The 20,257-nt window shown below is 43.2% G+C and carries 18 protein-coding genes; 6 read left to right on the plus strand and 12 right to left on the minus strand.

Annotation, left to right across the window (positions count from 1 at the left end):
• Positions 1–83: 83 nt before the first annotated feature.
• Both AC23P2_RS21440 and AC23P2_RS21445 read right to left on the minus strand, forming a co-directional pair.
• Positions 84–1,016, minus strand: coding sequence for an Rpn family recombination-promoting nuclease/putative transposase (locus AC23P2_RS21440; protein ID WP_487775104.1), 933 nt, complete (start codon positions 1,014–1,016; stop codon positions 84–86).
• A gap of 39 nt (positions 1,017–1,055) precedes the next feature.
• On the minus strand, positions 1,056–1,778 hold the full coding sequence (locus AC23P2_RS21445) for a hypothetical protein (RefSeq protein WP_487775105.1): 723 nt from the start codon (positions 1,776–1,778) through the stop codon (positions 1,056–1,058).
• Positions 1,779–1,931: 153 nt separating this feature from the next.
• Between AC23P2_RS21445 and AC23P2_RS21450 the strand changes: the two genes are divergently transcribed.
• The gene (locus AC23P2_RS21450) at positions 1,932–2,777 is read left to right on the plus strand and encodes an MBL fold metallo-hydrolase (protein ID WP_487775106.1); all 846 of its coding nucleotides are present in this window, start codon (positions 1,932–1,934) and stop codon (positions 2,775–2,777) included.
• Positions 2,778–2,790: 13 nt separating this feature from the next.
• On the opposite strand, the gene AC23P2_RS21455 is transcribed toward AC23P2_RS21450, so the two are convergent.
• Positions 2,791–4,050 (minus strand): metallophosphoesterase, encoded by a 1,260-nt coding sequence (locus AC23P2_RS21455; RefSeq protein ID WP_487775107.1) that lies wholly within the window; start codon positions 4,048–4,050, stop codon positions 2,791–2,793.
• Positions 4,051–4,207: 157 nt separating this feature from the next.
• Between AC23P2_RS21455 and AC23P2_RS21460 the strand changes: the two genes are divergently transcribed.
• Complete coding sequence (locus tag AC23P2_RS21460; protein ID WP_487775108.1) at positions 4,208–4,624, plus strand: molybdenum cofactor biosynthesis protein MoaE; 417 nt, start codon at positions 4,208–4,210, stop codon at positions 4,622–4,624.
• Positions 4,625–4,742: 118 nt separating this feature from the next.
• On the opposite strand, the gene AC23P2_RS21465 is transcribed toward AC23P2_RS21460, so the two are convergent.
• The 3 genes from AC23P2_RS21465 to AC23P2_RS21475 form a co-directional block, all read right to left on the minus strand.
• Positions 4,743–5,420 (minus strand): SGNH/GDSL hydrolase family protein, encoded by a 678-nt coding sequence (locus AC23P2_RS21465; RefSeq protein ID WP_487775109.1) that lies wholly within the window; start codon positions 5,418–5,420, stop codon positions 4,743–4,745.
• Between the two features lie 179 nt (positions 5,421–5,599).
• Positions 5,600–9,457 carry a DEAD/DEAH box helicase gene (locus AC23P2_RS21470; protein ID WP_487775110.1) on the minus strand — a complete coding sequence of 1,286 codons (3,858 nt, stop codon included), beginning with the start codon at positions 9,455–9,457 and terminating at the stop codon, positions 5,600–5,602.
• A gap of 36 nt (positions 9,458–9,493) precedes the next feature.
• Positions 9,494–9,793: a hypothetical protein gene (locus AC23P2_RS21475; protein ID WP_487775111.1), complete on the minus strand. Its 300-nt coding sequence runs from the start codon at positions 9,791–9,793 to the stop codon at positions 9,494–9,496.
• An 89-nt stretch (positions 9,794–9,882) separates the two neighbouring features.
• On the opposite strand from AC23P2_RS21475, the gene AC23P2_RS21480 reads away from it, so the two are divergent.
• Entirely contained in the window at positions 9,883–10,725 is an 843-nt protein-coding gene (locus AC23P2_RS21480; protein ID WP_487775112.1) for a hypothetical protein, read from the plus strand.
• Between the two features lie 4 nt (positions 10,726–10,729).
• On the opposite strand, the gene eat is transcribed toward AC23P2_RS21480, so the two are convergent.
• The gene (gene eat / locus AC23P2_RS21485) at positions 10,730–12,043 is read right to left on the minus strand and encodes an ethanolamine permease (protein WP_487775113.1); all 1,314 of its coding nucleotides are present in this window, start codon (positions 12,041–12,043) and stop codon (positions 10,730–10,732) included.
• Positions 12,044–12,087: 44 nt separating this feature from the next.
• A complete protein-coding gene (locus AC23P2_RS21490; protein WP_122930653.1) occupies positions 12,088–12,813 on the minus strand; it encodes an LOG family protein in 726 nt (241 codons plus the stop codon).
• Between the two features lie 98 nt (positions 12,814–12,911).
• Between AC23P2_RS21490 and rpiB the strand changes: the two genes are divergently transcribed.
• Positions 12,912–13,346, plus strand: a complete 435-nt coding sequence (gene rpiB, locus AC23P2_RS21495; protein ID WP_028525691.1) for a ribose 5-phosphate isomerase B — start codon at positions 12,912–12,914, stop codon at positions 13,344–13,346.
• 67 nt (positions 13,347–13,413) lie between these two features.
• Here rpiB and AC23P2_RS21500 read toward each other — a convergent pair whose 3' ends face one another.
• Together AC23P2_RS21500 and AC23P2_RS21505 are read right to left on the minus strand one after the other, a co-directional pair.
• Entirely contained in the window at positions 13,414–14,652 is a 1,239-nt protein-coding gene (locus AC23P2_RS21500) for a nucleoside recognition domain-containing protein (protein WP_487775114.1), read from the minus strand.
• Between the two features lie 234 nt (positions 14,653–14,886).
• Positions 14,887–15,909, minus strand: coding sequence for a hypothetical protein (locus AC23P2_RS21505; protein WP_487775115.1), 1,023 nt, complete (start codon positions 15,907–15,909; stop codon positions 14,887–14,889).
• A gap of 143 nt (positions 15,910–16,052) precedes the next feature.
• On the opposite strand from AC23P2_RS21505, the gene AC23P2_RS21510 reads away from it, so the two are divergent.
• On the plus strand, positions 16,053–16,796 hold the full coding sequence (locus tag AC23P2_RS21510; RefSeq protein ID WP_487775116.1) for a DUF4290 domain-containing protein: 744 nt from the start codon (positions 16,053–16,055) through the stop codon (positions 16,794–16,796).
• A 50-nt stretch (positions 16,797–16,846) separates the two neighbouring features.
• Positions 16,847–18,091 carry a pyridoxal phosphate-dependent aminotransferase gene (locus tag AC23P2_RS21515; RefSeq protein ID WP_183972626.1) on the plus strand — a complete coding sequence of 415 codons (1,245 nt, stop codon included), beginning with the start codon at positions 16,847–16,849 and terminating at the stop codon, positions 18,089–18,091.
• A 74-nt stretch (positions 18,092–18,165) separates the two neighbouring features.
• Here the strand turns inward: AC23P2_RS21515 and AC23P2_RS21520 are convergent, their stop codons facing one another.
• Together AC23P2_RS21520 and AC23P2_RS21525 are read right to left on the minus strand one after the other, a co-directional pair.
• Positions 18,166–18,879: a LytR/AlgR family response regulator transcription factor gene (locus AC23P2_RS21520; RefSeq protein ID WP_028525695.1), complete on the minus strand. Its 714-nt coding sequence runs from the start codon at positions 18,877–18,879 to the stop codon at positions 18,166–18,168.
• A 16-nt stretch (positions 18,880–18,895) separates the two neighbouring features.
• A complete protein-coding gene (locus AC23P2_RS21525) occupies positions 18,896–19,993 on the minus strand; it encodes a sensor histidine kinase (protein ID WP_487775117.1) in 1,098 nt (365 codons plus the stop codon).
• Positions 19,994–20,257: the final 264 nt, after the last annotated feature.

Raw genomic sequence — 20,257 nt, forward strand, 5'->3', positions numbered from 1 at the left:
AAATGAATCGGAATATCATTCAAAATATCGAATCTGTCCTACAAGGCTCTTTTCAATGGGCTACCTAAACAGTTACTAAAATTTTAATTGAGTTCTAAGCGTAATTTTTGTACTACTTCAACCGTGACATCGGCTAAAGCGGCAATTTTAGCATTATCAAAATCAGTTGAAGTAATCAAGTTTCGAATAAAAGTCAACTTTTGTTCTCTAGCTTTTTTCTCACCTCTCTTTTCACCTCTTTTTTCACCTCTTTTCTCACCAATTCGGCGTTCCCTGTCCAAAACAAACTCTACAAGGCCCATTGTTTTATTTGGTTTATTTAATAACTGTTCCAGCGACGAATCAAATTTAATATCATTTTCTGGATTCCCAAAACGCACATATAATTTTAGGAAGCCCATCAATGCTTCAATCTTAGCTCTTCCAAAGTTGTTTGATACCAACCGTTTAAGCACCCCTATTTTCCGCTCCAAAAGCTCACTTTCTGATATTTTACCGCTTTTTAGCGCCGTTAACGCAGTTAGAACCACCATTGCAAACGGGTTGTCGCTCTTTGCAAGTTCTGACTCATTTTGCTCTAAAATTTTATACCTGTTAAAATCATAGCGGAGCGAGGTACCCATAAATTTTTCTTCAAAATACTTGGGTTGAAAGCTTTTGTTACGGTCTGTCAGAATTGCAAAAGCGATAATTGGATGATTATACTTATCGTAAATTCGGTAAAAATATTGAAACATTCTTTTGGCAAAAGCTCTATCACTACTTCCTTGCACTTCAACGTGCACCAAAACCCACTGCTCTTCCCCAGCTTTTGTAAAAACCTTTACAAGCTTATCGACATATTTTGGAGAAAAATCATCTGAATTAACAGGAAAAAGTTGTTCAAGTTCTTTGTCTAAAAACTCAAAAGGTCTGTTAAAATCAAATACTTCGTCTGCTTTTTCAAAGAAAAAACGGAGAAAATCATCAAATACATCTTCTAGTATTGCTTTCCATAGACTGTCATCACGTTTCATAATAACCTTCTTTTTAACATTGACAGCTCCGTTTTTGCCCTAAAACGCAAATCGTAAACCTCCAGTGACATTGACGACCCCTACATTTTGTTGAATGTCCACCGATTGCGTCACTGCAGGAAAACCTGTCGTTGTTACTTTATTATTTACGCCCTTAAATGTTGTGCTTATCAAACTTGCATCGGCATTTACTACAAGCGCTACTCCACTAAAAAGCCCAAGATAAAACGTAGCTCCTGCACCGTATGCTAAATCTGACGCCATTTGGCTAGAGGTTTCTACGTTGATGTTATAATTTTGAAAAGCACCCGTTGTCACAAACATCGGACTATTCACTTTGGCATAACCCACCAATAAGCGCCCTTCTAATCCAAGACGGCTACCTCCTAAACGCAGGGTTGGCCCAATCATCGCACTCAACACATCCCATTCTTTTGCTTCTACCACCACTGGGTTTACGATGCCGTATTGGTTTGACGCAATTTTTTGAATTCCTTCCTCTCTAGTTTCATTTCTATTGTAAGAAACCCGCGCTGCCAGTCCAAGACGTTTGGTCGGATAAAAACTCGCCACCAATTGCCCTCCAATTCCGTCCCCCGCAATTTCACCGCGCGTTTCCCCAAAAACCTTGGTAGCAAGTTCTCGAACAGACAAGCTTTTTCCAGCCGCAATGTTCAGGGTAAAACGGTCATAATCTTGTGCAAAACCAGTTGATATACAAATAGCAACTAAAAAAAATCCCAAAAAGCCAGAACGTATCATGGGTAGTTAATAAGGTTAATAGATAAAGATGGGAACAAGACGCTAATTACGGTCGAAAGTCTTAAAAAACGAAATTATAAACGATTAGATTATTTTTCGGCGGTATTTTTCGTCGTTTTTTTGCTTTTATACAACAAAGAAAATGGTTGTATCATGGCCCTGATTCACGCGTTTCAAAAGGACGAAGCACTACTTGCCGATATTAGAAAAAGTCAATCAACTCCTTCAGGTTTTCGGACATGGTGGCTGGGGCAAAGTGGTTTTTTGATTCAATGGCAAGGGAAGCATTTATTGTTTGACCCCTATTTGTCGGATTCACTAAGCATCAAGTACGCACAAACCGACAAACCCCACGTTCGTATGAGCGAACGTGTGATGGTGCCCGAATTACTTGAAGGTATCGACATCGTTACGTCATCGCACAACCATACCGACCACCTCGACGGCGAAACGCTTTTACCTCTTTTTGGCCAAAATCCCTCCATACAAATGGTAATTCCTGAAGCAAATCGGGCATTTGTCTGCCAACGACTAGGCTGTTCTACTGCCTGGCCCAAAGGCATCAACGACGGAGAAAGTATTGAAATAAAAGGGTTTACACTTTATGGCATCCCCGCCGCCCACAACACTGTAGAACGTGACGACCAAGGGCGCTGTAAATTTATGGGCTTTGTGGTTGAATTTGGCTCCTATCGGGTGTATCATTCGGGCGACACCCTTTGGTTCGATGGATTAGCTGAACTTCTTTCTCCTTTTAAGGTTGATGTTGCATTTTTACCCATCAATGGCAACAAGCCTGAGCGTCGGGTAGCAGGCAACCTCAATGCCGAAGAAGCAGCCCGCCTTGGGAAGGAAATTGGTGCCAAACTGGTTATTCCTCACCATTACCATCTATTTGAATTTAATACCGCCGAACCAAGTGAATTTGAACACTTTGCTCAGCGGTATAAGACTCCTTATAAAGTTTTACAATTGGGAGAAGGCATCGAAATTGAATAACCATTTTGATTGGTTATGCCCTTACTAACTCCATCAACGTAATTTCGGGCAAAATACCCACGCGCCCTGGATAACCTAAATACCCAAAACCACGATTGACGTACAAATGTTGATCGCCTTCGGTATATAAACCACCCCACTGTTTGTACCGATACTGCACTGGACTCCACTGAAAACCGCCTACTTCTACCCCAAATTGCATCCCGTGGGTATGACCCGCAAAAGCAACGTCGATGTCCTTAAACTGCGAAGTTACTTGGGCGTTCCAATGGCTTGGGTCGTGCGATAGAAGTAATTTTACGGGAAAATCATCGGTACGTTGGTGGGCTTTTTCTAGGCTTCCGTATTTGGCAAAACCGCCCATTCCCCAGTTTTGAATCCCCAATAAGCCAATTTGCTCATTACCCACTTTAATGGCACGGTGTTCGTCTAGGAGTAAATCCCAACCCAACAAGCGGTGCGCATCTTTCAAATCGTTGAGATTTTTTATTTTGGCTTCTACCGAAGGCCATTGGTAATAATCGCCGTAATCGTGGTTTCCCAATACCGAAAATTGGCCCAATGGTGCTTTTACTTTTTTGAAAATATCAATGTAATTTTTTACTTCATCGGCGGTATTATTGACCAAATCTCCCGTAAAGAAAAACAAATCGGGTTTTTCGGCCATTAGCATATCTACCCCGCCTTGAACGGCTGTTTTGTTAAAAAAACTCCCCGAGTGAATGTCCGACAACTGGGCAATTTTTATTCCTTCAAAAGCTTTTGGCAGGTTTTTAACTGGAACCCTAACGCGGCGAATGCGGTAATCGTGCGCTCCCGAAATGATACCATAGGTAAATCCCGCGACCGTCGTGCCCGCCACTGCCAAGGCCGATTTCATCAAAAACTCTGAACGAGGAATTGTAGGGGCGTCCACGGCAGGAGTTGTCGTTGGTGGCTGTGATTGAAAAAGACTGACTACCCATTTTCCAAAACGTACAACATCGTCGATAAGGAGTAAAAACATACCAAAAAATTTGGCAAAATAGGGAATCAACAACGCACTCCAGATAAGTTGGCGCGTGGTTCTCGAAAGTGAATCGGGCGGAATGATGAACTGAGTGACAATCCAAACCACCAAACTTACCACGGGAATTGCCCAATAAATGGTTGAAATGAGTCGGCGGGTTTCTAGTGAACTAGCGCGAGAAAGGGTTTTTACGGCTTGAAAAACGTACAAATCCAACAGAAAAAAAAAGCCTATCGTCAGGAGAATGGCTGGTAATCGATTCATAAAGTTAGAAGGGGAAATTACAATTTTAACAATGGATGAGTAACAAAAGAAGCTTCAAAAAAGTGTTTATGTGCGCTAGTTTTGTGGGAAACGGCAAATAGTTGGGATGAACTGACTATTTTTGAGGCCGAGTAATGTTTGTTAAGATTTTGAAGCAATGATAGATATTCACCTCACCGAGGCGCCGCTTTCGCTCGATACTTGTTATCAATACGTTCTTACTGACGACGCGGGCGGCATTGTCACGTTTGTCGGGACAGTTCGAAACCAAACCAAAGGAAAACAGGTAATGCGACTAGAATTTGAGGCGTATGCCCCCATGGCCATTAAAGAAATGCAGAAAATCGCCGAAGAAGCGGTGCGTCGTTGGCCAGTTTTAAAGATTTCGATTCATCATCGTGTAGGCGTGCTTGCCATCGGAGAGGTTCCTGTCATTATTGCCGTTGGCTGTGCCCACCGAAAGGCCGCCTTTGAAGCTTGTCAATTTGCGATTGATACCTTAAAAGAAACCGTACCGATTTGGAAAAAAGAATTTTTTGAAGACGGCGAGGTGTGGGTTGCTGCCCACCCTTGATGTACAAAGCAAAGTCAGAGACTTTATGCCGTTTCCGCCCCGACGAGACGTCGGGGCGCGCTAAGTTCCGTCCCGACATATTGTCGGGACAAGCTCATTCGACATTCTATCACTCTCACTACATTCCCTTCAACACTTTCCACATTTCATCCGCAACTAGCTGATTTCCTGCGTCATTAAGGTGAACACGGTCGGTAGTAAGGATATTTTTCTCGTCGTTATTAGGATTGTTTTTTAGGCTATAATCTAAAAATGCCTTGCGGAGGTCAATCAAAGGCAGCCCTTGCTTTTTGGCCAAATCTCGAATCAACTGGGAGTATCGGTTCAAATCCCCATCTTGTTGGTTGGAAAAATCGGTGCGCTCGCCAATTACTGCGGGAGTACACATCGCCACTCGAATGTTGGCCGCTTTAAATTTCTTCAACAGCGCTTCATAAAAACGAACAAATTTATCAGGGTCGGTTCCTGTTCCAGAAGAAGCTTTGTGCCAAACGTCGTTTACTCCTACATATATCACGACAATATTAGGCTGCTTTGCCAATACATCATCTTCCAGGCGCAAGTAAAGGTCATATACTTTATTCCCTCCAATTCCCGCTCCAATGAGCTCATATTTATCCTTTAGCCCTTGTTTTTCAAGCATTTCTCCCATTTTTACGATGTAGCCACCAGGTCTTACTCCTGCTTGGGTAATCGAATCGCCAAAGAAAACAATTCGGACGGGTTTGTCTTGTTGAAATGCCAACAAGGGAATGGCCACAAGGGCTAATTTGAGGTAGTGAATAAAGGATTTCATTGAAAAATTGTAAAATTGATTCGTTTGGTAAAGCAGTTTCTTGCTTATTTCTAACCCTGACAACCTCAAAATGCCGAAGGTTAACTTTCTTGGGGTTGTAAGCAACCTACTTGTTCTTCCTAAGCGGCTGGTTAGGAGTAATAAGCTACACATTTTAATAATCAGTAGCACAGCAGGTTTTAACTGAACAACTGTAAAATATCGTCCTTATCAAGCTTTTTAAGAAAACCTGCATCGGTCGAAATAAGGTCGTCGGCCAAGGCGCGTTTTCGTTCTTGGAGTTGCATGATTTTTTCTTCGATGGTGTCTTTGCAAATCATCCGATAAGCAAAAACCCGTTTGGTTTGGCCAATGCGGTGAACGCGGTCAATCGCCTGTTGTTCCACGGCTGGGTTCCACCACGGATCTACGATATACACATAATCGGCTTCCGTTAAATTCAACCCAACGCCACCTGCTTTTAGACTCATCAAAAACACCCGACAAGCTTCATCGCCCTGAAAACGATTAACCCGTTCGGCACGGTCGTTGGTCTGGCCGTCCAAGTATTCGTAAGGAATTCGGTCGCGTTCGAGCTTCACTTTGATGAGGTCAAGCATTTTCAAGAACTGACTGAAAATGACAATCTTATGATCAGAGGCATTTTCTTCAATTTCTCTGACAATTTCGTCCAACTTTACCGAATCGTTACCATAATCTTCATCATCGGATAGCAATGCGGGCGAATCACAAATTTGGCGTAGTTTTAATAATCCTTCCAAAATCAAAAACGACGCCTGTTCGCGGCCAACTTCGTCCATTTTTCCCGCAATTAAGTCACGGTATTTGTCCTTAAAGGCATTGTAAACTTTGCGTTGACGTTTGTCCATTTCGCAAAACAGCACCGTTTCTGTCTTTTCTGGCAAGTCTTTGGCAACCTCTTCTTTGGTACGTTTGAGCATGAATGGATATACCATTCGGCGTAGCTCCGCAGCACGTGTTTTGTCTTGGTATTTATCAATTAATACTGCGTATTCGGCTCGGAAGAAATCTTCTGCCCCCAAAAAACCAGGGTTTAGAAAATCAAATTGGGAGTATAAATCAAAGGTGTTGTTTTCTACGGGCGTCCCTGTCATCGTCAAGCGGTTTTTGGCGTTAATCAATTTCACCGCCTTCGCAATCATCGAATCGGGGTTTTTAATGGCCTGTGCTTCGTCCAAAATCACGTAATGAAACCTGAAATCCTGCAACAACTCTATGTCCGAACGTACGGAGCCGTAGGTGGACAAAATGATGTCGTATTTATTAAAAACCCGCGTATTTTTGGTTCTTTGTGGCCCCGTATGGACGTACAAACGCAAATCAGGACAGAATTTAGCGGCTTCGGCTTGCCAGTTAAAAATCAAGGTTTTGGGTACAACCACCAAATGAACCCCTTTCGGAAAACGATTTTTTTGTTCTTGCAAAAACGTCAGCATCTGCAACGTTTTCCCCAACCCCATGTCATCGGCCAAGCAACCTCCCCAGCCAAATTCATCCAAGAAATTGAGCCACTTATAGCCTTCTTCTTGATAGGGGCGCAACTGAGCTTGCACATTTTTGGGTAATGCAATGTCTTTTATAGCCCTAAAATCAAGCAACTTCTCCCGTTTATCGTCTAGTTCATGTAGCAATTTCGGATTTTCGATATACTCTTTGTAACGTTCCAAAATTGTAAAATGCTGTTTCGACAAGCGGAGCGTGTCTTTCTTATCATCCACTTTTCCAAAACGAAACAACTGTGCGTACTGCGCCACCCACTCATCGGGCAATAAGCCAAAAGAACCGTCTTTTAACTCAACGTAATTTTGTTTTTTTAGAATAGCCTTTCGTACTTGGGCCAAGGAGACGACTTGTTCGCCAAACGAAATTTCTATTTGTAAGTCAAACCAGTCGATTCCTGACGAATTCTTGATTTTGAAGGTCGCCTTGTTGGGGTTGTATCGGAATTTTTTAAGGTTATTGAAGCCAAAAAGTTTGGCACCATGTTGGTTTAAGGCTTCATAAAACTGAAACAACCACCCATTTTCTAAAACCGAATCGGCAGGCAAATAAAAATACTCGTCTGTTTGGTGGGCAAAATCAGGGTGTTGACTTTGCAAAAATTGCACAAACTGTTCTTCCGCATCTCGGTCACGCCGCTGAATTTGCACGGTATTCTTATAGGCGTTCACGCGCGCTTGCCGAAAATCTCGCGGCAATTCTATCGACGCTTCATCGTCGCTGGAATAAATAAAAGCGGGGACTATCAGCAAATTATCCTCGACCTCTTTCAAATACACCCGACCTTCCTGCCATTCTAAATCAGCTTGGGTAATGGATTGGTCTTTGTCAAACTCCAACGAAAACTGGTCGGCCAGCGGAATCACAAAACCATTAAAGAAATCATCGTCTCGTACACTTCGTAAGCGAATAGCCCCCCCCAATTCCAGAAAATGACGTGCTACTTTGGCCGCCGCCGTTGACCGAAAACGGCACAGCAGGTTATCGGGCAGCACTGCCAGCCAGTACGTTCCGACGTCTTGTAATTGCTGAAAAGAAATTTGTTCGCCCGTTGGAAGCACCACAAATGCCTCCAATAAAGTCTCTTGGCCCGTCCGAGAGAGTTTAAAATGCAAATCAAGCGGTGTTTCCGAAACCTTTACTGCATGACCCGTATTTCCGTAACTGTCATTTTTTTTGTTGACCCGAACCACTTTTTCCACCAACATCGGAAACAACTTCTCCAGCACCTTACCCGTAATTTCCAATGCTTCGTCGATGGCTTCGCTGGTGTAGTTCAAGTTCCAAGAATTAGCGGAGATTTTATGCCCACGTTGGCGAAGGGTTTCGTGCAAAAACTCTTGTTCCAACAATCGACTGGTTTTGATTATTTCTAAGTCTTCCGTTTGGGTAGTCGGGCGCTCTTTGTCTCCCCACGTACTGCGGGTGACGTTCGTTACTTTACCTGATTTAGCGTTGAGATTTCCCTTGGCAATTTCCAAGCGCATAAAGGGCAAGGTTTTTACCGAAAATTGCTCAAAAATATACACGTAAACCAACCTCTCTTTGCCCGCATTTACGGGAACAAAAGGGCTATTGGGCTTCACAGGCAGGGTATTTTTTAGAATATTGTTCCATTCTACTCCCTCAATGGGCTGAATGCTTTTATCCAACAAAATAATTTCTAACTCCCCTTTTGAATTGAATTTAAAATCAAACTTTCCCTCCAAATCATCTTCCAAGGTGTATCCATAACGCACCAATAAAGCGTTCTTTTCTGGGCTCCAATCCCGCAGCGATTCGAGGTAATGCGCACCGTATTGTATTTTTAACCAAACCAATGCTCCCATCATGTGTTCGCACAAAGGCGTGCGAAGCTTTTGCTCACAACTGCACGACAGATGGACACGCCCTTTTTCCAATCGCTTCACTGTCACGGCATATCGTCCGTCTTTTTTCACATATACATCCAGCGTCTCAGAATCGTTTTCTTTCAACACCGAAAACACATTCAAATAATGACGACGCCCCATCCAGTGCTGTGGAGAGCAATGCCGTTGAATATAATGCTCCTCCAGCGACGGCATTTCAAGGGTAACATCTGCCATTGAATGTAGCCCTTTATCCTGAAATTCAATCACTTTTGGCGGTTGTGGGCGTTTACCATTGGTCAGGTCAATGATTACCTTTTGAAGGTCTTGCACCGACGCTTTCGGTTTTTTATTGTCACGCTCAAGGTACTCATCTAACGCCAACGACGCCGCTACGGCATGCTTGCAAGGATAATGCTCTGAAGGACAATCACAATAACTTTGAACGCCCTCGGCATCGTCGAGGTTGACCAGTTCTAATTCATATTTTTCAAAACTAGACTGACTTTCAACTTCAAATTTAGCCCCATAATAATCTCCGTTGAAGGACGTCATTTTTACCCCTCCATTTCGGTAAATATCATTCCCTCGCTGCCGCACTGCCGTCGATGCTTCTCTTCGTAACGCTGCTAAACTCTCAAAAATAAGTCCTTTATAAAAAGCCATGAATATTATAATCTCGTCTAAACTGTACTGTTTTTTCTACCCACATTCTTCTAAACACGCTTCGGGCAAGTCATAAAGTTGATTTTCAACTTCTTTCATTTTAGGAAAATTGGTCGTATCAGGTAATACACCGTAACGAAATGTGAGTTCTGCCAATTCATATTCGAGGTTTGCTTTGGTTGCCCAAAGCAACGGAAACGCCACCCGAACCTGGTACACGGTCCCTTCAATCACCTCATAGGGTGGTTTTTTGTAGAGGGTTTCAATATGAACCCGCACTTTATCTCCTACTTTGAAAGGAGACACTATTTCTGTTTGTGGAAATATCACTTTCATAATTGCGCGAATAACGATAAAACAACCCACCTTTGCAACGAAGTTCCGCTCGGAATCGTAATATTGTACAACATCCACCAACGAACCAAATGCTGCGAACTCTATTCTTTGTTTTGTTTTGGGCACCCCTCCTTCCTGCTTCTTACGCCCAGGTCGAAGACTATTACACTCCCCGAAGAAAGAGTAGTCCTATTATCTTTAACCACCCTGATTTGATAAAAGTTGACAACCATTGGTACATGGGGCTCGAAGGGGGAGGAAAATGGATGGGAACCCAGCTCAGTAGTTCGTTGACAGGGCTTATTGGGTTTCAAAAATCGGTCATTAATGGATACGCGGCAGCGCAATTTGGCTACTTGCACCACCTCAAATGGGGCATCGAAACGGGTTATATTCGCAATCCTTCGCGCATGGTATTGGCCATCAATAGCGCGCGCCCTTTTGTATATCGGATAGAGGATTTACAACATAGCATTCCTCTCCGCTTCAAGTGGCGGGTATTTCGACTTGGCAGAATCCAAAAAAAATCGGGCATGTACATTGGAACAGGATTCGTCTGGACACCCACCCGAAATCGTACCCAAATCAATCAGTTTGATTTGGCGGGGCTGGCGCGGGTGAGTGGTTCGCGAACCCAATTTGATACCCTAACTATTGAAAATTACGCTTACACGACGGGCAAAGCCAAACTCGAATGGGAAGGGAATTTGGAGTTTGTCGGGCGGATTTCTCAGCATTTTGAGATTGTTGCCTACGGCCGAGCTACCCTTGCTCCGTCCTCAAGTATTGAGTCACGCACTGAACTGTTTGTCAATCGTCTTTCTCAAAGTACTTCCATTGCCTCATTAAAACCAATGACATACCAATTTGGCATTACCTTTCGGTATTTATACGGCTTTATGAATACCTACCGAAGTACGTATGAAGAATAAAATGCTAATTATTCCTTTTGCGCGTCCATACAAACACCCCCAACGCAACGACAAGCATTCCCAAAAAAAGTAAGCTTAGGTACAGGTTGTAATACACAATGGCCACCAAACAAAGTACCGCAAGCCCCAACGCTAAAAGAGGCACCCACGGATAAAAAGGTGTTCGGTAGGGCCTTTCCAATTGTGGCTCAGTTTGTCTCAAACGAAACAAACTTAGTAAACTTGTCAGGTACATCACCATTGCCCCAAGTACTGAAAAAATAATAATTTCGTCAGTTTTACCCACAAAAAGAGCCACCAAGCCCACAACTCCACCCGCCAATAATGCCCAGTGGGGAGTTCGAAAACGTTGATTTAATGCGGCTAGTTTGTGAGGCAAATAGCTCTCGCGCGCCAACGCATAAATTTGCCGTGAATAGCTAATCGTATTGCAGTGAAAGGAAGCAAGTAGGCCAAATAACCCTAAACTTGCAAAAAGCTTAGTCCAGGCGTTATTTCTCCCCAAAGTAATGGAAAGCGTCTCTGGCAATGGATAATCCATGTCAATTAACGTCCGCCAATCGGTAGCCCCGCCACTCAACACCATCGTCCCCAAGGCCAGAATAACGAGCGTCAAAATACTCAAAATATACCCTTTGGCAATGGTTCGTTTGGGGTCTTTGACCTCTTCGGCGACCATGGCAACTCCCTCAATGGCAACGTAAAACCATATAGCAAAGGGCAAGGCTTCAAAAACACCTCCAGCAGTAATAGGAAGATTGTGCGCCACAAAATTTTCGGTTTTGTAAAACGGCCAAACTAATCCCATAAACACCAGCAGTTCCACTACCGACAACGCCGTGATAATCAAAGAGAAATTGGCCGAATCGCGCATTCCGAACAGGTTGATTGCGATGAATACAACATAAGTGCCAACAGCTACGCCCATCACCGACAAATCGGGGTGTAAAAAATGGGCATAACCACCTAATGCAAACGCGATAGCAGGAGGCCCCATGACAAAATCGACCAAGGTGGCAAACCCCGCCACAAAGCCCATGACGGGGCCAAAAGCTCGAAAGGCATAACTAAATGCCCCGCCTGCTTCGGGAATAGCAGCGGTAAGTTCGGTATAGCTAAAAATAAAAGTCAGGTAAAAAACGGTGACAATGAGCGTTGCCACCAAAAAGCCCAAAGTACCTGCGACGGCCCAGCCATAATTCCAACCAAAATAAACGCCCGAAATGACTAGCCCAACGGCAATGGCCCAGAGTTGGGGCGTGGTGATGACTTTATGAAGCGTGGGGGTTGGTTGTGAAGGCGGCTCGTAGGTGGGCATAGTAAAAAATGGTTCTGTGGGTAGTCCACAGAACCAAAGTAATCCTAAAAGTTAGGTTTGAGCAAGTATTTAGCGTAGAAATCGTCAATGACTTTCACTGCTTCCTCGGCGGTATCCACCACGCTAAACAGTTTTAAGTCTTCGGGATTAATATTACGTTCGGTTTCCAACATGGTGTCTTTTATCCAATCAATCAGTCCCGACCAATAACTTCTTCCCACCAACACAATCGGGAAACGCCCGATTTTCTTGGTTTGAATCAAGGTCAAGGCTTCAAAAAGTTCATCCAATGTTCCGAACCCTCCAGGCATTACCACAAAGCCCTGGGCGTACTTGACAAACATCACTTTCCGAACAAAAAAGAAATCAAAATTGATGTTTTTGTCGGCGTCGATGTACAGGTTAGAATGCTGTTCAAACGGCAAAACGATATTCAATCCTACCGATTTCCCCCCTTGTTCAAACGCCCCTTTGTTACCCGCTTCCATGATACCAGGGCCACCACCTGTAATAACTCCGTATCCGTGGCGTACCAATTTGGCCGCAATTTCTTCCGTCATTTTATAATAAGGATGGTCGGGCTTGGTTCGGGCAGAACCAAAGATGGACACACAAGGACCAATCTTTGCCAACTTGTCGAAACCTTCTACAAACTCGGCAAGTACCTTAAATATTACCCAAGAATCGGCTGTTTTTATCTCGTTCCAATTTCGATCTTCAAACGCTACACGAATCCGATCTTCTTCATTCAATGCTTCAAACTCTGACATACTCATTTTGGTTTTTTAGGGTTGTTCTTAATGAAGACATCCGTACCTTTGCGGTAGGGATTACAATAACGAAAACTTTTCTAAAAATAGTTCTATAAATGGCTAAAAAAATTGCAATTGGAGGCGACCACGCAGGTTTCCCCCTAAAACAACCGTTGGTAGATTGGCTTATTCAACAAGGATATGAAGTAAAAGATTTTGGTACATATAGTGCCGACTCCGCCGACTATGCCGACTTTGCGCACCCTGTCGCACTAGCTGTAGAAAGTGGTGAATTTGAGGCAGGTGTGCTTGTGTGTGGCAGCGGGCAAGGCGTGGCTATTACGGCCAACAAACACCAAGGGATTCGTGCGGCGTTGGTATGGGACAAACCTTTGGCAGAACTTGCCCGTCAGCACAATGACGCCAACATCATCTGCCTTCCTGCACGTTTTATCAGTCAGGAAGTGGCATTTGAATGTGTTAATCTCTTTTTAAATACTGCGTTTGAAGGCGGTCGCCACGCAATTCGCGTTGGGAAGATTTCTTGTTAGCTGTACGTCGGGGTGTGAGCACCCCGACGTACGCAATATGTGTGTCAGGTTGCTCACAACCTGACTTTTATTCATAAAAGAACAAATAGCCCAGTAATATCCCCGCAATTACTCCTACAAAATCCGCGATAAGTCCCGCCACAATCGCATAACGGGTGTTTTTAATACCTACCGAACCAAAATAAAGGGCAACGATGTAAAAAGTTGTATCGGCCGAGCCTTGAAAGATACACACCAGCCGACCAATGAACGAGTCTGGGCCAAACTGTTTCATACTATCAATCATCAAAGCTCGCGCCCCACTACCGCTCAGAGGTTTCATCAGTGCCACAGGCAACGCCTCGGTAAAATCGGTATTCACTCCCATTAGTCCAATTACCCACTTAAACCCTTCCACTAAATAGCTCATAGCGCCCGCATTGCGAAATGCGCTGATGGCCACCAACATGCCAATAAGATAAGGCATAATTTTAACCGACGTTTCAAAGCCTACTTTTGCCCCTTCAATGAAGGTATCAAAAATATTGACTTTCCTAACCAACCCTCCCACGAGAAACGTAACGATAATTGACATCAAAATCAGGCTTCCCGTTATTTTTGAAAAGGTTTCAAGCCCTTCTTTCGACAGACCAGATAAATACCAAAGAAGCAGAGCAATGCCAAACGTAATTCCCCCTAACCACCCGATGACTGTTCGGTTCCATAAGTTGATTCGTTGGTAAGAGCCCACAATCAGAATACTCACCAGCGTCGTTACGTACGTACCAATCAAACATGGGATAAAAATATCCGAAGGATCTTTCGCCCCCAAAATCGCCCGCTGCGCCATAATCGATAACGGAATGATGGTCAAACCCGAAGTGTGCAATACCAAAAACATGATTTGGGCATTGGAAGCCGTGTCTTTGGACGGATTCAGCTCTTGCAAACTTTGCATGGCCTTGAGACCAAAGGGCGTAGCGGCGTTGTCCAGACCCAACATATTGGCCGAAAAGTTCATAATCATCTGCCCATTTGCGGGGTGATTTTTAGGTACTTCAGGAAACAATTTATTAAAAAATGGCCCGATGATACGTGCCATGAAGTTGATGGCTCCCGCTTTTTCGCCAATGTTTAGAATTCCCAAAAAGAAGGTCATCACACCTGCTAAGGGCAACGCAATGTCCATCACGGCCACTTTGGCCGAGTCGAACATTCCCTCCACCATGAGTTTGAAAATTTCGGTGTCGCCCAAAAAGATTAATTTTAGCAACGCCACCACGAACGCCACGACAAAAAATGCCGCCCAAATGTAATTCAATGCCATAGGTATAGGGTTTAGGGACTACGTTTATAAGCAAATGTATTGACTAGACTTTCCAAGTTTTGTTTTTGACCTTGCTGAAACTTGGAAAGTCTATGATTGCATGATTATTGACTAGACTTTCCAAGTTTTGTTTTCGACCTAGCTGAAACTTGGAAAGTCTATGATTGCATGATTATTGATTAGACTTTCCAAGTTTGTTTTCGACCTGGCTAAAACTTGGAAAGTCTGGCCAATTTATTTTCCAATTAGTTTTTTTGCAAAGCCATAAGTATGAATCAAAGCCAACCACGACTTGCGTTTGAATAAATCATAGTAGTAAGAAGTCGTCACTGCCGAACTGAATTGAATCTGTCCAAACTTCTCATTGATGTATTTTTCGGCGTTTCGTTCGGCATTCCAGTACGTTTCTGAGCTCGAATTGGCCTTGGTTCCACTCCCTGTGGTGTCAAACGCTGCGTGACGCGTATAATCTTCGAGGGTCAAATGGCGAAACGTATATCCACGCTTAAACATATCGTGCGACCATACCGTAGCCGTGTCAACCCCGTTCCAACCTCCTCCATAACATCCAATATCTCCATTAGGCAACGTTTCTTTTCGGTATTTTTCAAGGTCAATCATGGCACAATATTCGTTCAAACGACACTCGGGCAGTATGTGCGTGCGGCCATTACGAATCACTTTCAGTTGAATATCGCGGCGGGGAGTAGCATGAGCTTCGGCGAGTGCAATGGCTTCTTCGGTCGTTGGCACATATTGCTCAAACATCTTTGAGTTACACTTATTGCCCCAATCAGGCCCAGCAGGGCAGCTCCAGCATTGCCCGATTGACCCCACTCCTACCAAGTTTTTTGGGCCTTTTTCAAACTCTTTGAGCATATCACCGATCATGTCTCCATAAAAAAGCATGTCGTTGTGCATCACTACCAAGTACTTTTTATCTGATACCTCAAGCGGGTATTGGTACATGATACTCTGGCGAAAACGCGTATCAACTTTGGCTCGCTCATGGTCGCGTACCCCCAGTCCCAAAAAATAATGCGGGTATTGCACCACTAATTTGACCGACGGGTCGTTACGGAAATAATCAATGATTTTAAAAATTCCCACGTAGTCGTCGTGGGGTTGGAGTCGCTCGCGAGAAAGGTAAATTTTATCAATGTGCTGACCACTGTACTGCATCAAAGTTTTAATAGTGACAATGGCTTGGTAAGGCTTGCCGTAAAAGGCTATGCTTACATCTACTTTTTGACTCATTCGGGAGGAGTTAGCGGTGGTTTTTATCCGTTGATGGTTAAAAAATCAAAAATCTAAGTTCCAAAATTACGACGACGGCGTGATTTTGCCAAAGTAACTTGATTTTTCATAACTTTGTATGTGATTTATAAACTTCAATACCCTTGAAAGAATACGGTAGCAACGTCCAAAAATTAGCCGATTATCTCGTTTCCATTCCTGAACGTGATAAACGAACCCTCCAAGCCCACGTCTTGGTCGAATTAATGCGTCAAATTCACCCCAATATGCGTGATGGACAAGATTATTCTCAAAAACTTTGGGATGATTTGTACATCATGACCAACTTTAAATTGGACATTGACAGTCCTTTTCCTCCTCCGTCGCCCGATGCCGTAGGAAAAAAACCGCTTCGAGTTCCTTACACCCAAGAGCATATTCGTTACAAACAATACGGCAAAAATTTGCTTTTGCTCGTTGAAAAAGCGATTGCTTGCACCGACCGCGAAGAAAAGTTTGCATTTATTTCGTATTTGATTCGTCAAATGCGTACTTTTTACAATACTTGGAACAAAGACAACCCCGAAGACAACGTTGTATTTACACAACTCGATGAAATTTCGCAGGGGCGTCTGAAAGAAGAATTGGCTTACCTTCGCCAAAACGGATTGGTGGACTCGACGCCTCGCGACAAAGGAACGCACGTTGAACGCTATCAACGTAACCTACAGAACAATCGCGGAAGTTATCAAAACCACAATCGCGACCGTAGCAATAACAACAATAACCGCAATAACAACAACGGCAATAGCAATAATAATAACAACAACAATAGTAACAACAGCGGAGCAGGTAGGAGTAATAACAACAATAAGTTTCGGAACAACAAAAACAACCGAAGACGCTGATTTAGATCGTTCGAGACGGCACAAACGCCGTTTCACAATTCATTACTGACATGCAAATTCAAAAAAGCAAACGCCTTGAACATCTACGGTACGATATTCGAGGCCCCGTTTACGAAAAAGCGCTGGAACTTGAAAGCCAAGGGTACAAAATTGTCAATTTGAACATTGGAAACCCCGCCCCTTTTGGTTTTGACGCACCCGATGAAATCATTCACGATATCATCCTCAACATTCGTAACGCCCAAGGGTACGTTGACTCTCGGGGATTGTTTGCCGCCCGCAAGGCAGTAATGCACTATACCCAAACCCAAGGCATCAAAGGGGTCGAAATCAATGACGTTTATATCGGAAACGGCGTAAGCGAGCTTATTGTGATGGCCATGCAAGCTTTACTCAATGAAGGAGATGAAATTTTGGTTCCGTCTCCTGACTATCCCCTTTGGACAACTTCGGTGGCACTGAGTGGCGGCAAACCCGTTCACTATATTTGCGACGAACAGAGCGATTGGAATCCCGATTTGGAAGATTTGGAGAGCAAAATCACGCCACGTACCAAAGGGATAGTGATGATTAATCCCAACAACCCGACGGGTGCCGTTTATGAAAAAGAGGTCATTCAAAAAATAGCCGAAATCGCCGAGCGTCATCAGTTAATTTTGTTTTCTGACGAAATCTACGACAAAATCCTCTACGATGGAGCCAAGCATTACCCCGTGGCCACGATGGTTCACGATACGCTTTGTGTTACCTTCGGAGGACTTTCCAAAAATTACCGTGCGGCTGGTTTCCGTGGTGGTTGGTTGATTTTGAGTGGGGCAAAACACCGTGCCAAATCGTACATCGAAGGCTTGACATTTTTGGCGAGTATGCGTTTATGTGCCAACGTTCCAACGCAATACGCCATTCAAACCGCTTTAGGAGGATACCAAAGTATTCAAGACTTGGTACTACCAATGGGCCGTCTTCATAAACAAATGAACTTGGTCTATGACCGACTAACTGCCATCCCTGGCGTAAGTTGTGTCAAACCCAAAGGTTCTTTGTACGTTTTCCCTAAAATCGACCTGCGTAAGTTTGATTTTCAAAATGATGGGGACTTTGTCTTTCAATTACTTTCTGAACAGAAAGTGCTTGTGGTAGCAGGGACAGGGTTCAACTATATTCACAATGACCACTTCCGAATTGTATTTTTACCTTCAACCGACGAGCTTACAATTGCCATGAATCGGATAGAACTGATGCTCGATGAACACCGCATTCATGCGACAAAGTCGGTTGAAGAATATTTGGTCTAACATAAAAAAGTACAAAAAAAGCGGTGGCAGAGCAAAGCTCTACCACCGCTTTTTTATATAGGCAAGTAACGTTTTTATTCGCCAATCGCTTTCATAAACTCTTCAACGTATTGCTCTCCCACTGGAATGACGGCTTCCCCGATATGGATTTTCAGGTTACGTACCGATTGGATTTTGTCAAGAGAAACAATGTACGACTTGTGTATTCGCATAAACTCATGAGAAGGAAGCTTTTGTTCGATTCCCTTGAGAGTCATTCTAGTAATCACTGGATGACGCGCGGAAGAAAGGTAAATCTTCACGTAGTCTTTCAAACCTTCGATGTACAAAATTTCGTCGTAACGTATTTTTACCAAAGCGTAGTTTGCATTCACAAAAAAATGCGTCGCGGTTTGCTCGGTAGGCGTTTGTTGGTGCAGTTTAAACAAATCGTAGGCTTTATTGACCGATTTTAAAAAGCGCTCAAAGGCTACTGGTTTCAACAAATAATCTACAACGTCCAACTCAAATCCTTCTAACGCATACTGTTCATAGGCCGTAATAAAAATCACCATCGGGGTAGTGTTTTGCCCCTGAATAGATTTTAAAAACTGAACACCCGTAATACCAGGCATTTGAATATCCAAAAAAATCAAGTCGGCTCCCTGTTCGTGCAAAATATCCATGGCCTCAAACGCATTGTGACAACTTGCTACTAGCTCCAAAAAAGGCACTTGGCGAATGTTATCTTCTAAAAGTTCGAGGGCTAGGGGTTCGTCATCAACCGCTATGCAACGTAGCTTAGGCATGTTCATTGTTTGTTATTTACTTCAAAAGTATTTCTAAATCTGTCACAAACATAGCCTTATCTTTTGAAATTTGTAACGTATGGGTTTCTGGATAAAGCAATTCGAGGCGGCGTTTTACGTTGGCCAACCCAATTCCTGAACTATTATCTTTGGCTTCTACAAAGTCAGCATTGTAGCGGTTTTGTACTTTGAACCGTATTTTATTGTCACCCGACACCAGCATGATTTGAATAAAAGGTTCACGAATAAGCCCCGTACCGTGTTTAAACGCATTTTCTACAAACGGAATCAGCAGCATAGGCTCAAGGGCTAAATTATTGTAGGATGTATCAAAAACCATGTCCACCTTTACTTTATTTCCAAAACGCAATTGTTGCAACTCCACATAACTTTTCAAATAATTTATTTCTTTGTCCAAAGGGATTTTTGAATCGTCCGAATCGTACAACATGTAACGAAGCAAATCTGACATTTTGACAATCATGGGCTCTAGCAAATCTGATTTTTTTCGGGCCAACGCCGCCAAGCTATTCATCAAATTAAACATAAAATGTGGGCTAATCTGCGAACGCAAAAACGACAATTCTGACTGTAGCCGTACCTTCTCCTGTTCATTCTGCAAGCGATGTTCACGTTGATAATCACCCAATAATCGAAAACACGTACTAATGCCAAAGGACGAAATCAAGGAATAGAAAGTAGTGTAGCTAAACCAAGTCTGAGGCGGCATTCCCCACATCCAGTACCGAAAAAAATACGTAATCGTAAGGACTAAAATCAGGGCAAGCACAATCACCAAAATATATACGCCGAGCCCTCGCTTTTTGAATAACCTTGGCAGTAAAATTTCGGAGTTGGTGTAAAATAATAAAACTGAGAAGAACTGACTAAAATAAAAAATTGTCTGCCAAATTCGATCTTTTTCTTCTTGCGACAGTTTAAGTTGAGAACTCGCTAAGGCGTTGGCTTGCTGCTGCGATTGTATCAACAAAAAGGGTAAAAAGATGAAACAAGCCCAGAAAAATATATGGGTAACCACCACCAAAACTTGCCTCCAGCGAATTTGCTTGGTGCCTGGTGGTACTGGTAACGAAAGAGTCGTAGTAGATGTCATGGTAAGTCAGTAAGAGATTTTAAGCTTATGAGGTTAAGAGAGACATTCTTCAAAAATTATGTAATGGTCGTTTTATCTTTTTGAAAATTAGCAAATAAAAGTCACGATTTCAATAGGAAGCGACGTTTCGGGAAAATGATTAGACAAAGTAGGGCATCATGCCACCCATTGAGGTATTTTAGCATTAAAAATATACCTAATCTTCAAAAAGGGCGCTTATTCCCATCATTTTGATAGGTAATTTCTTGCCAAGTAGCTAAAATA

Source organism: Runella sp. R0.1_18 (assembly GCF_057652155.1).

What these genes read in the sequence shown, in the direction of transcription:
- AC23P2_RS21470 (WP_487775110.1), bottom strand. Translation starts at nt 9,457, where the DNA reads ATGGCTTTTTATAAAGGACTTATTTTTGAGAGTTTAGCAGCGTTACGA.
- AC23P2_RS21480 (WP_487775112.1), top strand. Translation starts at nt 9,883, where the DNA reads ATGCTGCGAACTCTATTCTTTGTTTTGTTTTGGGCACCCCTCCTTCCT.
- AC23P2_RS21455 (WP_487775107.1), bottom strand. Translation starts at nt 4,050, where the DNA reads ATGAATCGATTACCAGCCATTCTCCTGACGATAGGCTTTTTTTTTCTG.
- rpiB (WP_028525691.1), top strand. Translation starts at nt 12,912, where the DNA reads ATGGCTAAAAAAATTGCAATTGGAGGCGACCACGCAGGTTTCCCCCTA.
- AC23P2_RS21465 (WP_487775109.1), bottom strand. Translation starts at nt 5,420, where the DNA reads ATGAAATCCTTTATTCACTACCTCAAATTAGCCCTTGTGGCCATTCCC.
- eat (WP_487775113.1), bottom strand. Translation starts at nt 12,043, where the DNA reads ATGCCCACCTACGAGCCGCCTTCACAACCAACCCCCACGCTTCATAAA.
- AC23P2_RS21520 (WP_028525695.1), bottom strand. Translation starts at nt 18,879, where the DNA reads ATGCCTAAGCTACGTTGCATAGCGGTTGATGACGAACCCCTAGCCCTC.
- AC23P2_RS21440 (WP_487775104.1), bottom strand. Translation starts at nt 1,016, where the DNA reads ATGAAACGTGATGACAGTCTATGGAAAGCAATACTAGAAGATGTATTT.
- AC23P2_RS21525 (WP_487775117.1), bottom strand. Translation starts at nt 19,993, where the DNA reads ATGACATCTACTACGACTCTTTCGTTACCAGTACCACCAGGCACCAAG.
- AC23P2_RS21490 (WP_122930653.1), bottom strand. Translation starts at nt 12,813, where the DNA reads ATGTCAGAGTTTGAAGCATTGAATGAAGAAGATCGGATTCGTGTAGCG.
- AC23P2_RS21445 (WP_487775105.1), bottom strand. Translation starts at nt 1,778, where the DNA reads ATGATACGTTCTGGCTTTTTGGGATTTTTTTTAGTTGCTATTTGTATA.
- AC23P2_RS21515 (WP_183972626.1), top strand. Translation starts at nt 16,847, where the DNA reads ATGCAAATTCAAAAAAGCAAACGCCTTGAACATCTACGGTACGATATT.
- AC23P2_RS21460 (WP_487775108.1), top strand. Translation starts at nt 4,208, where the DNA reads ATGATAGATATTCACCTCACCGAGGCGCCGCTTTCGCTCGATACTTGT.
- AC23P2_RS21505 (WP_487775115.1), bottom strand. Translation starts at nt 15,909, where the DNA reads ATGAGTCAAAAAGTAGATGTAAGCATAGCCTTTTACGGCAAGCCTTAC.
- AC23P2_RS21450 (WP_487775106.1), top strand. Translation starts at nt 1,932, where the DNA reads ATGGCCCTGATTCACGCGTTTCAAAAGGACGAAGCACTACTTGCCGAT.
- AC23P2_RS21475 (WP_487775111.1), bottom strand. Translation starts at nt 9,793, where the DNA reads ATGAAAGTGATATTTCCACAAACAGAAATAGTGTCTCCTTTCAAAGTA.
- AC23P2_RS21500 (WP_487775114.1), bottom strand. Translation starts at nt 14,652, where the DNA reads ATGGCATTGAATTACATTTGGGCGGCATTTTTTGTCGTGGCGTTCGTG.